The organism is Paenibacillus residui, from assembly GCF_042677205.1.
GTDB lineage: Bacteria > Bacillota > Bacilli > Paenibacillales > NBRC-103111 > Paenibacillus_L > Paenibacillus_L residui.
The window spans coordinates 38,456-52,180 of sequence record NZ_JBHTIU010000098.1 but is presented as its reverse complement, the minus strand read 5'-3'; the positions used below and the strand labels follow the sequence as shown (position 1 = coordinate 52,180).

11 protein-coding genes and 1 pseudogene are annotated in these 13,725 nt (G+C 49.3%); 11 read left to right on the top strand and 1 reads right to left on the bottom strand.

The genetic code is table 11. From position 1 onward, the window contains the following. Positions 1-27: 27 nt before the first annotated feature. The 5 genes and pseudogenes from ACFQ03_RS23220 to ACFQ03_RS23205 all read left to right on the top strand — a co-directional run bounded on the left by ACFQ03_RS23220 (position 28) and on the right by ACFQ03_RS23205 (position 6,666). Entirely contained in the window at positions 28-795 is a 768-nt protein-coding gene (locus ACFQ03_RS23220) for an ABC transporter ATP-binding protein (RefSeq protein ID WP_007130972.1), read from the top strand. Continuing rightward, positions 782-3,976 (top strand): FtsX-like permease family protein, encoded by a 3,195-nt coding sequence (locus tag ACFQ03_RS23215; protein ID WP_379291284.1) that lies wholly within the window; start codon positions 782-784, stop codon positions 3,974-3,976. The genes ACFQ03_RS23220 and ACFQ03_RS23215 overlap by 14 nt, the downstream gene beginning before the upstream one ends. A 314-nt stretch (positions 3,977-4,290) precedes the next feature. Then, positions 4,291-4,579: pseudogene (locus tag ACFQ03_RS25915) on the top strand (transposase); the annotation flags it as partial. 534 nt (positions 4,580-5,113) lie between these two features. Then, complete coding sequence (locus ACFQ03_RS23210; RefSeq protein WP_055109576.1) at positions 5,114-6,052, top strand: VanZ family protein; 939 nt, start codon at positions 5,114-5,116, stop codon at positions 6,050-6,052. A gap of 131 nt (positions 6,053-6,183) precedes the next feature. Continuing rightward, positions 6,184-6,666: a hypothetical protein gene (locus ACFQ03_RS23205; protein ID WP_095397593.1), complete on the top strand. Its 483-nt coding sequence runs from the start codon at positions 6,184-6,186 to the stop codon at positions 6,664-6,666. Positions 6,667-6,798: 132 nt separating this feature from the next. Here the strand turns inward: ACFQ03_RS23205 and ACFQ03_RS23200 are convergent, their stop codons facing one another. Continuing rightward, entirely contained in the window at positions 6,799-7,164 is a 366-nt protein-coding gene (locus tag ACFQ03_RS23200; RefSeq protein WP_055109574.1) for a helix-turn-helix domain-containing protein, read from the bottom strand. A 77-nt stretch (positions 7,165-7,241) separates the two neighbouring features. Here ACFQ03_RS23200 and ACFQ03_RS23195 point away from each other — a divergent pair, with 77 nt between their 5' ends. The 6 genes from ACFQ03_RS23195 to ACFQ03_RS23170 all read left to right on the top strand — a co-directional run bounded on the left by ACFQ03_RS23195 (position 7,242) and on the right by ACFQ03_RS23170 (position 13,698). Then, positions 7,242-7,694 carry a site-specific integrase gene (locus ACFQ03_RS23195; protein ID WP_074048690.1) on the top strand — a complete coding sequence of 151 codons (453 nt, stop codon included), beginning with the start codon at positions 7,242-7,244 and terminating at the stop codon, positions 7,692-7,694. Positions 7,695-7,814: 120 nt separating this feature from the next. After that, entirely contained in the window at positions 7,815-8,933 is a 1,119-nt protein-coding gene (locus ACFQ03_RS23190; protein WP_379291280.1) for an ABC transporter substrate-binding protein, read from the top strand. Further along, the gene (locus ACFQ03_RS23185) at positions 8,872-9,924 is read left to right on the top strand and encodes a FecCD family ABC transporter permease (protein ID WP_379291278.1); all 1,053 of its coding nucleotides are present in this window, start codon (positions 8,872-8,874) and stop codon (positions 9,922-9,924) included. Before ACFQ03_RS23190 ends, ACFQ03_RS23185 begins: the two co-directional genes overlap by 62 nt. Continuing rightward, positions 9,921-10,748 (top strand): ABC transporter ATP-binding protein, encoded by an 828-nt coding sequence (locus tag ACFQ03_RS23180; RefSeq protein WP_213595442.1) that lies wholly within the window; start codon positions 9,921-9,923, stop codon positions 10,746-10,748. The genes ACFQ03_RS23185 and ACFQ03_RS23180 overlap by 4 nt, the downstream gene beginning before the upstream one ends. Before the next feature lie 36 nt (positions 10,749-10,784). Beyond that, a complete protein-coding gene (locus ACFQ03_RS23175; RefSeq protein ID WP_213595444.1) occupies positions 10,785-11,723 on the top strand; it encodes an ATP-binding protein in 939 nt (312 codons plus the stop codon). Then, a complete protein-coding gene (locus ACFQ03_RS23170) occupies positions 11,659-13,698 on the top strand; it encodes a VWA domain-containing protein (RefSeq protein ID WP_379291275.1) in 2,040 nt (679 codons plus the stop codon). The genes ACFQ03_RS23175 and ACFQ03_RS23170 overlap by 65 nt, the downstream gene beginning before the upstream one ends. The last annotated feature ends 27 nt before the right edge of the window (positions 13,699-13,725 follow it).

The window sequence follows — 13,725 nt, the reverse complement described above, 5'->3', positions numbered from 1 at the left end:
AAAGGGAAAGCAGGGAGGAAAGATACAGTGGAAACGGTTATTGAAATAAAAGCGTTAACGAAAAGTTATGGGAATAAAGGGAACGTCGTGCCGGTGCTTCACGGGATCGATATGTGCATAGGCGAAGGAGAATTTGTCGGCATTATGGGGCCATCGGGCTCCGGGAAGACAACACTGCTTCATATGGCCGCCACCATCGATGAACCGACCTCCGGCAGCATCGTGATCGACGGGGAAAACGTTCTTCAAATGAACGAGGCGCAGTTATCGGCTTTTCGGCGATCCAAGCTAGGATTCATTTTTCAAGACTATAATTTGCTGGATACGTTGACGGTCAAGGAAAACATTCTGCTCCCCCTCGCGTTGTCCGGTATATCGGTCGACGAATTGGAGAACAGAGTGTCTGCCATTGCGGAACGATTTAACATCAAGCATATTCTAGAAAAATACCCTTACCAAATCTCCGGAGGTCAGAAACAGCGAACTGCTGCCTGCCGTGCCATTGTGACGCGTCCGCGACTGATTCTGGCCGACGAACCGACGGGAGCGCTGGATTCTAAAGCTGCGGCCAGCCTGCTAGAGGCGCTAAATGAACTGAACGAACAAGAGCATGCGACCATTCTGATGGTGACTCATGATGCATTAGCGGCAAGCTACTGCAGTCGAGTTCTCTTTCTAAAAGACGGTGTCATTTTTGCCGAGATCGTCAAAGGAACGACACCGCGACAAGCATTCTTTAAAAAGATACTGGATGTGTTGACGGTGCTTGGAGGGCGTACGGATGACGTTATTTGAGTTGGCCAAGAAAAATATAAAAGGTAATCTTCGCAACTATTTCATATATTTATTTTCCATGTTCGCAAGCGTCGCCATATTTTATGTCTTTGCTTCACTACAATATAGTACGCAGGTAGTCGAGGCTGTCGAATCTTCAGATAGCATGCAATCTGTGTTCATGGTTGGATCAATCATCCTGGTATTGTTTGTATCCGTCTTTATGATGTACTCTGGCCAATTTTTTACCCACAAACGAAAAAAAGAAGTCGGGCTATATGCTTTATTAGGTTTTCCAAAAAAAACAATCGGCCGGATGCTGTTCTATGAAAATATGATAATTGGAGCCGGCGTCCTGGTTCTCGGCATTGTGGCCGGTACGCTATTGTCGAAGCTGTTTGCCATGATTTTAATGCGCTTATTGGGAGTAGCTGTCGATGTCGGAATCACGTTCTCCCTTCCTGCGGTGCTTACCACTGTGGTTATATTTCTTATACTAATTACAATAACTTCTATACAAGCTTATCGATTGGTCTATCGATTCAAGCTTATCGAATTGTTCCGCGCAGAGCAGGAAGGGGAGCAGGAACCGAGGGCGTCGATCGTTCCCGCTGCCGCCGCGGTCGCGTTGCTCATCGTCGGCTACGGATTCGGACTTCGGAATTTTGAAAATAATGAACAGATCTTTACGAACCTGGGCGTCATGACCGTCGGCATCATCGCAGGAACTTTCTTGCTTTTTTCATCGCTCGTTATTTACCTGCTGAAATACGCCAAGAGGCGGAAGTCCCATTATTACAAGGGCATGAACCTAATCATGATTTCCAACCTGGTGTACCGAATGAAAGGGAATGCACGTACGCTAAGCGTCATTTCCATCTTGTCCGCTATCGCATTATGCGCCTTCAGTTTCGGTTTCAGCACTTACTACGCTTACGAGCACACGGCACGTGTAACGGCACCTTTCAGTTACATGCATATAGCGCAGGATGACGAAGTCGATCAAAAGATCGAGGAGATCATACGTGGCGACAATGCACATCCCGTGAAAGCCAAGATGTCGATTCCGGTCATCCATCTGAGCGGCGAAGCGTCAAGTGACGAAATCTTGTCTGATCGTGAGCGCAAGGCAGCCGAGCATCCGGTGAAAGTGATATCGGTCAGCGCATATAATCGTGTAGCGGATGTGCTGCGTCTTGGTCGGTTAACGCTGAACGAATCAGATCAAGTGATCGCGATTCGCCCCATGTATACCGATTACGAATGGGCGGATTATGCAGGAGAAACCATCACCCTGGATTTGCCTAATGGGAACGTTAATTTAGCATTTGCAGGCATGACGATTGAACGTGTTCTCAATTGGCATTATCCGGATATTATGGTCGTCGTTGCGGACGATACATTTCGCATGCTGGAAGCGCAAGTTCCTACCGAGCAATATGTTGGTTACATCGTTCAGGACCAGAAGAATACGAAGGCGACCGCTGATGCGCTTGCAGCTATACAGACATCAGAAATGAAGCTATCGACCTATTATTCCGTGTATCGCCTCGGCATCGAGAATGCAGCTTTTAATGTTTTCATTCTAGGGTTTTTGGGTGTGATGTTCCTTCTCGCAACGGGCAGTATCCTATACTTTAAACAGTTGACAGAGGCGACGAACGATCGTTCTCGCTATGAGATATTGAAAAAAATCGGCGTGAGCCACAAGGAAATCGCCGCTACGATCCTGAAACAGAACGCACTGATCTTCTTGTTGCCGCTGTTGGTCGGCCTCGGTCATTATTTGATTATCTTTAACTGGCTGCGGAAGCTCTTCGGAGGAATGGGTGGTATAAATCTCCTGCTTCCAATATTGGTTTGCGTTGGATTGTTTATGGTGATCTATATAACATATTACATGATCACAGTAAATTCTATCATAAAGTTTATCAACGGGGAGTCTGCTCGTAAGGTTAGGTTCGCCATGTTCGCCTCAGCAGCCGTAATGGTTGCGGCCGTTAGCCTGTTCATCTTGGCGGAACCGCCAGTACAATACGACGAACCGCATACCGGTGAACGGATTCACATCACGTTACCTGAGCCGACTGGCGAGATGCCAGTGGGCGTGACGGAGCTCCACTTGACAGATATCGACCGAGCCGATCCTTGGGTAAAGGATCGAAAGCGGGAGCTTATGATCAGCATCTGGTACCCGGCCACCCGGGAGGTTGGCCAGAAAGCCAAATATATACCGCCAAACGCAGCTGCATTTTACGACGAAACCGTCATGCCGACAATCGGAGTAGAGCCCGGCCGAATCGATCTATCCAACATCGGCGTTCATGCTTCGCTGAACGCACCCGCAGAGCACGGAGAGAAGGGCTGGCCTGTCATCATATATTCTCCGGGCGGATCTGTTCCGAGAAGTCTAGGTACGATTAACGTTCAGGAATTGGCCAGTAATGGCTATGTCGTTGTGACCATTGACCACACATATGAGACAACGGTCGTCGAGTTTCCCGAAGGGAGAATAGAGACCGAGCAATTGCCTGATTTCGGGGCGGATACGGTACTGAAAATGATGAGCGTCAGGGTTGATGATGTCCGGTTTGTACTGGATCGACTGGAGGCGCTCAAGGAAGGGAACAATCCGGATCATGCGAAACGTGAGCTGCCTGAAGGGTTGGACCTTGCACTGGACTTATCTAGAATCGGCATTTTTGGTCATTCTGCTGGCGGCGCAACGGCTGCCCAAGCGATGTATGAAGATGAGCGAATCGGCGCCGGTATCGATATGGATGGCTCGATGGGCTATTTACCCAACCACCTGCTTCCGGTTGCTCAGCATGGACTTGACCGCCCGTTTTTACTAATGAATGCTGGTTTTACCGACGAGGGAGAGGTGGATTCCCATCTCACGGCGGAGGATAGGGCATCGTTCTGGAACGAGTCGAGCGGGTGGAAACTAGATGTAGCGATACCGAACGGGGCGCATTATACGTTCACCGATCAACAATATCTGCTGCCGCAAATAAGCAGTAAGCTGAGCCTTTCTCCTCAAGTCGTCCAGGGGAGTGTTGGAATCGTCGAGCCGGAACAGGCGCTTGCGGCACAACGCGATTACATTACCGCGTTTTTCGACATGCATCTGAAAGGGGTGTCGCAGCCCCTGTTAGAGTCATCAAAATCTCCTTATGCGAATGTGGAGGTGTTGGAATAACGGTCATAACTGAACCATCTAGAGGAAAAGTTGTAAAATCAAGCACTACGGGTTACTACTCTAATTTTAAGGGGCTGTCTCAAAGTCATAAATGACTAGGGACAGATCCCTCTTTTATAATCTTGCAGTTGTCGGGAGGGGGAACGAGTTCTGGTCGCTCTTGAACGTCGTGTTCTTGGAAAAGGTTAGAAGAGTACAACACGACGTTCAAAGGGCGGACGTAAACTCCTTCACCCATACCCACTCCCTCGCCCTTTTGTAACCTGAATGAGCCGCCTGCAGTCATTAAGCCCATGCGCGCTTCACTTCTGCGCGAGAGCATACAAAAAAATGAAAGCGTGTATGAAGTACAAATGCGTTACTACCGATGTGCAGACTTGAAGGTTGCCCACTTAAGGAGCGTTGCAGCAAAGCGCAAGGGAATCGCGAGATTAAAGTGAGAAATGACTTATCTTGGCTAAAAGGCAAAAGCACGTGAAGAACTTCAGAGCGAGGAAGGTCGTGAACTTTCCGTCCGGCGCATGATCGAGGTGGAAAGTGTAATTCGGTGAAATGAAGAACAACCGGGGATTCCGGCGTTTCTTGCTTCAAAATTTGCGGAAGTAAGCCAAGAGGTCGGATCAGACTTACCAAGAATACTAGAAGTTAATGGCCGCCCTGCTGGATGAAGCAAAAGCGAATAACACAATAAATCTGGAACATGATTTGCGAAGACCGACCGATCACATTCATGACTCGCCAAATACTTCAGAAACCAATCGCTGGGTGAAGATATTGCCTTGAATTCTACATGCCTTGCGATGCTTAGCTCTTGTGTGTAATGCGGACGTCTATAAGTCGGATCACCGGTTCAAACCCTGCATCAAGTAAGCATGAGCGGCGTGTATCATGCAGGGGAGCGGAAGTTTCCATTGTTCCGACCGATTGTTCCAATGATTTTGTTGTGATAAACGTATGAGACATATCATGTTCTCCTCTGCGTGGAGTGGTTGGTCAGAGAGTCAAGGGTGTCTCTTTTTACATTTCATAGAACTGAATTTGGGCAAGTAAAGTTAATCAAGCTAAGGGGTGGGGGTTTCATGAAACAGGCAAGTAGGTTATAGTGACAAGTGGAAAAATAGAGTGGAGGAGTTAAGCATGGTCAAACAACGCAAAATTTTACTAACCGCAACTATTGTCTATACCATTATTGTACTTTATTTTATGTTCTTCGCTTTCGGCAGAGGAGAGGCTTCGGAGCAAATTTCCAGCTACACCTTTATTTTCATGCCGGAGAACTTTATTAGTTTGCCGTCTCCAGCTGATCTCCTGCATCCCAACCTAATGAGTATGGTGGCTTTCGGGAACACTATTGCGTTTATTCCTTTCGGTATATTGATTCCATGGCTATACCGGGTCAGCTTTGTCCGGTTCATCATCTTATTCTTCATCGCGATTCTTGTGCTGGAAACGATCCAGGCCCTTACATTCCTGGGCAGCTTCGATATCAACGACGCTCTTCAGAATTCGATGGGAGCAGCCCTCGGTTTTGGGGCGTACAAGCTTGGTTTCCGTTACCGGAGCCTCGGGCGCAATCTGGTGGCAACGGCTATATCGGGTATGGTTCTTTTTATAGCTTTATGGGGATTAGGGGCGGCGGTAGACAAAATAACAACTAAAGTAGAGGGTCCGTTTGTGGCGATCACTGAATGGACGGACAACTCGGGCAATTCATCCACCGGAGACAAACCGGACAGTATTCAAATCAACGGACAGAAGATACCGCTCCGCTATAACCTATATGGCGCTGAAGGCGGAGATTCCAGAACGTTCACGTACAAGTCTGAGGGACAGACGATTTTCTCCTTCGATTACGGATGCCCCGAACCAACGGATTATTCCGGTAGTATCAGTGTTACTCGGGATGACAGGGAGATCATGAGCAATTCTGGAGAACTTCAGCGTACTCATCCTGATCTGTTCCCTTCGCTATTCAAGATTCCGCTTGAGCCGGGGGATGAGCTGAAGATCACGATTAAGGGCGACATGAAAGCATGGGATGTCGGGTATACGCGGATGCAGTATTTCTGGAACTAAGTGCTTAAAGGGATTTCGCCGCCATTTTATCATGAATAACACCTAGCGTTTGGGTTTTCAAGCGCTTTTTTTACTTTTGAGATCGGGATTTTCAGAAACCTGGTTATAACCTAGGCTGGTTGGTTGTCCAATTGGGTATTTTAAAGGAGCTGAAGGTCTGGAGAACGATCGGCTCCTCCGCTTACCGAGTATATCGCTATGAAGGGAAGCTCAATCTCTTGGAAAATGCCGCCCTGCTCCTATGTTGGAAAGAGGGAGATGGCTTTGAATCTAAGCTGATGAAGGCCTTTCTGAGCACGGATATTTCACTGAGCAATGAAGAGATTCTATGCTATTACAGCAAACGTTGGGACATTGAAACGTATTTTCGAACTGCGAAAGTACAACCGGCCATGGATCGTTACCAGGTTCGATCTACTCAGGCGATTGATCGTTACTTGACCCTGCTCATGTTTTCTACGTTATATTACCAGTATGACAGCCAAGGAAGTTTAAACGATGGGTTACATCACTACCGTATCCAGAAAAAGCACGACATGATTGAATATATTTACAACCAAGCCAAAAGTGAGGCAACATTAGACCAAATTAAAACATGGCTAAGCGTTGCATAGGGATACTGTCAGCTCTTAAAACTTACAAATTATTGAAGCGATTATTGGCAGGTACAGTTAAAGAAAATACAAGAGCGAAATCCCGTGTAAAAAAGAAAACGCTCTTTTTGTGTTAATGGCGATAAAAAATGGCTATTCAGACCTCGCTGCGGCATCTATTGATTTGAAAATCTCCGTTGTTACCTTATGGATCATCTTTACATCTTCGCTCTTCTTCCCTAATAGAAATTGATAGTGGACCTCAAGGACAGTTCTGGTCTCAAATTCCTGAGAATCTGGATCGATTTCTCGAAAATCTAAAAGATTTCCTGGCTTTATGTTAAGAGCGTCCATGATTTTTTCCAATGAATCAATGGATAGATTTCTTTTTCCAAGTTCAACTTCGGTTAAATATGAGGTTTGTTGCCCTGTTATTTGGCTTAATTGAAGTAAGGTCAGATTTTTTTTATTACGTATGCTACGAATTTTTTCACCGATCAGTTTTTTTAAATCAGACATCGATTTACAACCTCCCTGCTTATCCTAAGGGTAAGTGTTTCAATCGAAAAAATACATAACATTATAAGTTAAATATATTGACTCAATTGGGACTGCGTATTAGTGAGTTGATCACTATTTATAGCGCCTCAATCAAGCAAGTAGGCGGCGATACGATGCTAATTTATTCAACTGGAAAGTTGAGTCCCGAACCAGTAGAGGTTTCAAAGCCAGCGAATCAACTAGTAGTATACGCATTGGATAAAATCAAAGAATATGCAGTGCCGTTACAAAAGGAATCAGGGCTTCCATATTTGTTCCTGTCAAGAAATAGAAGCAAAAAAGGCTACCCGGTTGGATTGGCTTCGCATTCAAATTGGAATAAGAATCATTTGCGACCATGGATTAAACAGCATAATATCCGAGATAAGAACAACGAATTAATTGATTTTACTAGCCATACATTCCGTCATGTATTTGCAAGCTACGCATTAAAGGGTGGGGCATCGATAGAGGTGGCGTTACAGCATATTTGCCATCCTCCCACCTAAACCTTGTGGAACCTTTGTAACCGTCAAGTCCTTTTGATTTTCAAAAAATTAATAGTAAACATTACGAAGTGGTTGACATATAAAAGTAGTCGCTGTTACAATATGCATGAGTTAATCGTAATGATTACGATTAACATCATTTTGAGTGAAGTGTTGTATGAATCAAAAGACAGGAGGTTCAAAGTGATGCATGCATACAAGCGGCAAAATTTACTTCGCCAATGGAGCGGAGGACTGCTAGCAGGAGTTATGTTCGTATCCGGTTGTGCAGCGCCGTCCAATCCTGCGAGCGACAATAATCGTGATGCATTGGAGTTATCGCCGTCAGCGGAGTCTAGACCTGTATCTGTTCATGATGGGGAGGAAGAAAAGGCGTCGTTTCTCACGTTCGAAGACGACACTGGAAGGGAGATTCGGCTGCCTGAGCAACCACAGCGCATCATCGTCCTATCGCCGCAGCTATTGGATTTGCTTTATTCGGTTGACGGTCACGCCATTGCCCACGCCACATCACCGGGTGGAACGGTGCCGGATGAGGCGGAGCGAATCGAAGAAGTCGGGGGAATGACGACCGTCAATACGGAGAAGCTACTTGCTTTAAAGCCTGATCTCGTGATCGGCTCTGTGGTGTTTCACCGTGAGTTAACGGCGATTTTGGATGCGAGTAACGTGCCGTTCGCCCTGTTCAATCTGAGTACATATGCGGACTTGAAGCAAAAAGCGGTGTTGTTCGGTCAGCTCTCCGGGACGGAAAACAAAGCTAGGGAAGCACTTGCCGATTTGGATCAGGAAATTCGTGAATGGACTGCCCGGGTACCGGCCAGTGATGCACCAACTTTCATCATGCTGAACGTGACCCCTAACAGCCTTTCTGTGCAGCGGCAAGATACCGTCGGAATCGAGGTCGCAACTATGCTGCATATGAACAATTTGGCGGAAACATGGGAAGCAGCAAGCGACAGTCCGTCGACTGCACCATTTAGTCTGGAAAAAATCGTCGAGCTAAATCCGGATTATGTTTTTATTCTGATCCACGGGGCGCGAGAAGATGGGGAGAAGAAAATTCAATCCGATCTGGCCAGCCAACCTGCATGGACATCGCTGCGTGCTGTGAAGGAAAACCGTATGATCATCTTGCCGTCTGATCGGTTTCTCTCAAACCCGGGATTTCGATTAAGTGAATCGGTCGAATATTTGGCTAAACTTGTTTATCCGAATACATATGAGAATGGTCATTAATGCTTTCCGTGTTCCGATGTCCAAAGGCGTTCTAGTCATTGTCGCTTTGACGGCTGCGGCAATCCTCGCTACTGGATTCAGCATCGGTACCGGAGCAGTCCGCATTTCGTTGTCAGAGATTTGGTTATATGTCTTTCACGGTTATGACGGTCCAATGAAGGAAATTGTGTGGAACATTCGGCTGCCTCGCACGTTAGTGGGCATGCTCGTTGGCGCTAATCTGGCACTGTCCGGTGCACTCTTGCAAGGCGTGATGCGGAACTCGCTGGCAGATCCGCACATCATCGGCGTGTCATCTGGAGCAGGATTATTCGGCATCATCGTTCTCATTTTATTTCCACATCTATGGTCGATGCTGACACCTATCGCTTTTCTTGGCGCTTCCGGAGCTGCCGCCATCATTTATTTGCTTGCCTGGAAGGACGGTGTACAGCCGGTGCGCCTCATACTTGCAGGCGTGGCCGTGTCCGCCTTTCTCGGCTCCGGCATCTCCGCATTGTTAATTTTCTTCAGCGATCGGGTGAACGGTGCCCTCGTGTTTATGGTTGGCGGCTTGTCCGCCAAAAGCTGGCCAGAGCTTGAAATCATTCTCCCTTATTCGCTCATTGGCATGAGCCTGGCGTTCATTGGCAGCTCGCATTTGAATATACTTGCCCTTGGCGATTCCAATGCACGCGGCCTCGGCTTGTCGGTGGAAGCAGCTCGCTTCTTCCTGACGGCGCTCGCTACCTTGCTTGCCGCAAGCGCGGTCAGCGTCGTCGGCCTGCTCGGCTTCGTCGGTCTGATCGTTCCGCATTCAGCCCGCTTGCTGATCGGCAGTGATTATCGGTTCTTACTTCCTGCATCCGTGCTGCTTGGAGCGGCCGTCGTGACCTTTTGCGATACACTCGCCCGCTTGATGTTTGCTCCTTTAGAACTGCCGGTCGGCATTATGATGGGAGCTTTGGGTGCGCCGTTCTTTCTATATTTGCTAAGGAGGGAAGCGCGATGACGTTGTTACGCTTGGAAGACGTGTCCGTGAGGCTTCACAACCGTACGGTGCTGGATTCGCTGAATTGGCAGGTGGAGGCCGGAAAAATTTACAGCATTATCGGTCCGAATGGCAGCGGCAAAAGCACTTTGCTCAAAACTTGCGCCGGACAATTAAAGCCTGCGCAAGGAAAGGTGCTTCTGCAAGGCAGACTGCTCGATAGTTATCCCCGTCGGCAGTTAGCACGACATATGGCAATGCTTCAGCAAAGTCAGGCATCTCTGCCGGACGTGTCCGTGCGTTCGCTGGTCAGTTACGGACGTTTTCCTCATCAGCCTGTATGGGGCGCAAAGCGCAAGGAAGACGAGGAGATTGTCGAATGGGCCATGGCTCAGACCGGAACGCTTCCCTTTGCGGAGCGAAAGCTGTCTAACTTATCCGGCGGAGAACGGCAACGCGTATGGATTGCCATGACCTTGGCACAGCAATCGGGGCTCATCTTATTAGATGAACCGACGACCTATCTCGATGTCAATCACCAGTGGGAGGTTATGGAGCTAGTCCATAACTTAAATCGCAAATATGGCATCACGATCGTCATGGTCCTGCATGACCTCAACCATGCTGCAGCTTGCTCCGATGAATTGTTGGTGATGCGTGCAGGCGGAATGTATGCCAGCGGGTCGCCGGAGCAAGTCATCACCGATCGCATGTTGCGCGATGTATTTGGTGTAAGAGCGAGCGTGGGAAGGGATGATCGAAGCGGTCGCATGCATTGCCATATCGAAGGGCTGCTTGAAGCGGTGGATTTCTCAGCTCAACCCGCAATCGCAGCAGTCAAATAACGAATGTCTAAAACATTTACAAAGGAGAGGATCAACATGGAGGGGAAAGCAGACGTATATCCATTCGCGGCAATCGTCGGACAGAACTTGATGCGCAAAGGGCTGCTGCTTAATCTTGTCAATCGGAAGCTCGGCGGCATCTTGATCCGCGGGGAGAAAGGCACAGCCAAATCGACGGCCGTACGCGCAATCGCGGACTTAATGCCGGAGCTGAGCGTCGTGAATTTGCCCGTACATGCTACGGAGGATCGCGTCGTCGGCACATTGGATATCGAGCATGCGATTCGAGAAGGAGAGAAAAAGTTCGAGCCGGGACTGTTAGCGAAGGCGCATGGACATATTTTGTACGTGGATGAAATCAATCTACTCGATGATGCGATCGTCGATGCGCTGCTCGACGCAGCAGCCATGGGGGTGAACACCGTTGAGCGAGAAGGCGTCTCCTACTCGCATCCGAGCCGCTTTATCTTGATCGGTACGATGAACCCGGAGGAAGGGGAGCTGCGGCCGCAGCTGCTGGATCGCTTCGCGCTTTCAGTAGAGGTGAATGGGGAACGAGATGTGGAGAGCCGAATGGAGGTCATTCGCCGGCGCCTAGCATTCGAAGCAGATCCAGACGAATTCCGAAGACGTTATGAGCCGCAACAACTAGAGCTTCGGGAACGGATAGAACGAGCGCGTCAGCTGCTCGAGCAGATCAAACCGTCCGAGGAGTTACTGAAATGGACCGCCGCAGTCGGCATTCGGCTGAAGGTAGACGGACATCGTGCGGATATCATGTTAATGAAAACCGCCATGGCGATGGCTGCATTCCAGGGAAGAACGCAGATCGCGGCAGACGATATGGTAGAAGCGGCGATGATGGTGATGCCGCATCGCATGCGCAAGCGGCCGTTCGAAGAGGGAGCATATGACCACGAGACGATACGCGAGCTGCTCGGCGACCTTCTGTCCGAGGTCACCCATGCAAGTTAAGCCTCACTTGTATCCGTTCTGTGCTGTAGTCGGTCAAGAACGTGCGCAAAAGGCGCTGCTGCTTCATGCTGTAAATCCGGGATTAAAGGGGGTGCTGCTGGCAGGCCCACCAGGAACGGCGAAGTCCACGCTCATCCATGGTGTTACAGAGCTTCTGCCGGAACTTAACGTCATTAACATTCCTTTGAACGTGGATGAGGAACGGCTTTGGGGCGACTGGGATATGGCAGCTGCTGTCCGCAGCGGCAAACGAACGTTTGTACCCGGCTTGCTTGCAGCTGCAGACGGGCACATCGTCACGGTAGACAATGCGCATATCATGCCCGAAAGGTTAATGAAAGCGGTCCTGACTGCTGGCGACAATGTGGCGGGCGAGCCCGCGCATGGGCATGTCCGCAAGAGCTCTGAGCGAAGAAGTGGCCTTGACAGTGCAGCATTCCGCCTGTTCGCAGCTATGAGTCCGGACGATAGGAAGCCGCTGCCGGCGATGTTTGATCGCTGCGGGCTATATGTGCGACTGGAAACCTCGGCGGACCTTGCGGAGCGAACGGAAATCGCAAGCCGCTTGCTCGCCTTCGAACAAGATCCTGAGTCGTTTCGCCTAGCTTATGAATCGGAAACGAAGGAATTGAGAGCACGTATCGCAGCGGCTAGGACTCGGCTGCCTGCTGTACATATTGATGGAGAGCTGCTACGTTTGGCTGCCGAAATCGCTGAGGAAGCTGGCTGTCTGGGACACCGCGCGGACATCCTGCTGATCGAAGCGGTCCGTACGATCACAGCTTGGGAGGGTCTTAGCGAGACGACACAGGAACATCTGCAAGAAGCGGCGGGCTTTGTGCTGCCGCACCGGATGCGTGCAGCATCTCAACCGGAAGTGTCGCGAGGGAAGTCGCCTGGAGACTTGCCGGATCAAGAGCAAACGAAGCATGATTCGAATGGCGATCATCCATCATCAGGATCGCATCGCGATACGGAAAGCCAAGCGGAAGAGGAGAATAATGCGACAAACGGCGAGCAAGTTGACCGGTCACAATTCGCTTCGCCTGCACAACTTGGGGGCGACCACAACGGCGAAGCCGATAGTAGACAATCTCTTTCCTCAGAGGCGCGGGCTGTAGTGGAAGCCGTTGGACGGGAAATCGCTGTGCAGCCATTCGTCTTTACCTCGCCGCATCCAATGAAACAAGCGCAAACTGGGAAACGAAATCAAGCGTCAGTAGGAACGGTAAACGGTCGATATGTGCGGGCTGCGATGCCACGCGGCCCTCTAAGAGACATTGCGTTTGATGCCACGCTTCGTATGGCGGCTCCCTTTCAGCGGATACGTAAGCAACAATCAAGTTCATATAACACGAACTTAAAGCTATGGATTGAGCCGAGTGATGTGCGTGTGAAGGTTAGGGAAAACAAGACAGGAACTGCTTTGCTATTCGTCGTCGATGCCAGCGGTTCGATGAATGCAAATAAGAGAATGAAGGCTGTCAAAGGTGCGGTATTGTCTTTACTTCGTGATGCGTACCGGCAGCGTGACCATGTGGGCTTGATTGCCTTTCGCGATCAACAAGCTGAATTGCTGCTCGGGTTGACACGCAGTGTAGAGCTCGCGGAACGCAAATTGAGGACGCTGCCAGCTGGCGGGAAAACTCCGCTAGGTATTGGACTGGAAAAGGGACTTATGGCGATCCGCCCTTTGTTAAATAGAAGAAGTGGACTCATCCCCGCGATGATCGTCATGACCGATGGAAAGGCGAACGTCAGCGCAGAAGCGGCAGGTGATCCATGGCAGGAAAGCCTGCAAGCTGCACAACGCATCGCAGCGGCTGGCATACGCACACTTGTGATCGATACGGAGGATGGTGTAGTACGATTCGGCTATGCCCGCAAGCTGGCGGAAGCGATGCAAGCGCGGTATTACCGGTTAGAACAATTGGAGGCTGGGAGTATCGAACGAGCTGTACGGACGTTGATCTAAAAATAATGATTTATGGATTACGGAAAG

Coding starts and splice junctions, on each gene's coding strand:
- ACFQ03_RS23215 (WP_379291284.1), top strand. CDS start 782: ATGACGTTATTTGAGTTGGCCAAGAAAAATATAAAAGGTAATCTTCGC.
- ACFQ03_RS23210 (WP_055109576.1), top strand. CDS start 5,114: ATGGTCAAACAACGCAAAATTTTACTAACCGCAACTATTGTCTATACC.
- ACFQ03_RS23200 (WP_055109574.1), bottom strand. CDS start 7,164: ATGTCTGATTTAAAAAAACTGATCGGTGAAAAAATTCGTAGCATACGT.
- ACFQ03_RS23190 (WP_379291280.1), top strand. CDS start 7,815: ATGATTACGATTAACATCATTTTGAGTGAAGTGTTGTATGAATCAAAA.
- ACFQ03_RS23180 (WP_213595442.1), top strand. CDS start 9,921: ATGACGTTGTTACGCTTGGAAGACGTGTCCGTGAGGCTTCACAACCGT.
- ACFQ03_RS23175 (WP_213595444.1), top strand. CDS start 10,785: ATGGAGGGGAAAGCAGACGTATATCCATTCGCGGCAATCGTCGGACAG.
- ACFQ03_RS23170 (WP_379291275.1), top strand. CDS start 11,659: ATGACCACGAGACGATACGCGAGCTGCTCGGCGACCTTCTGTCCGAGG.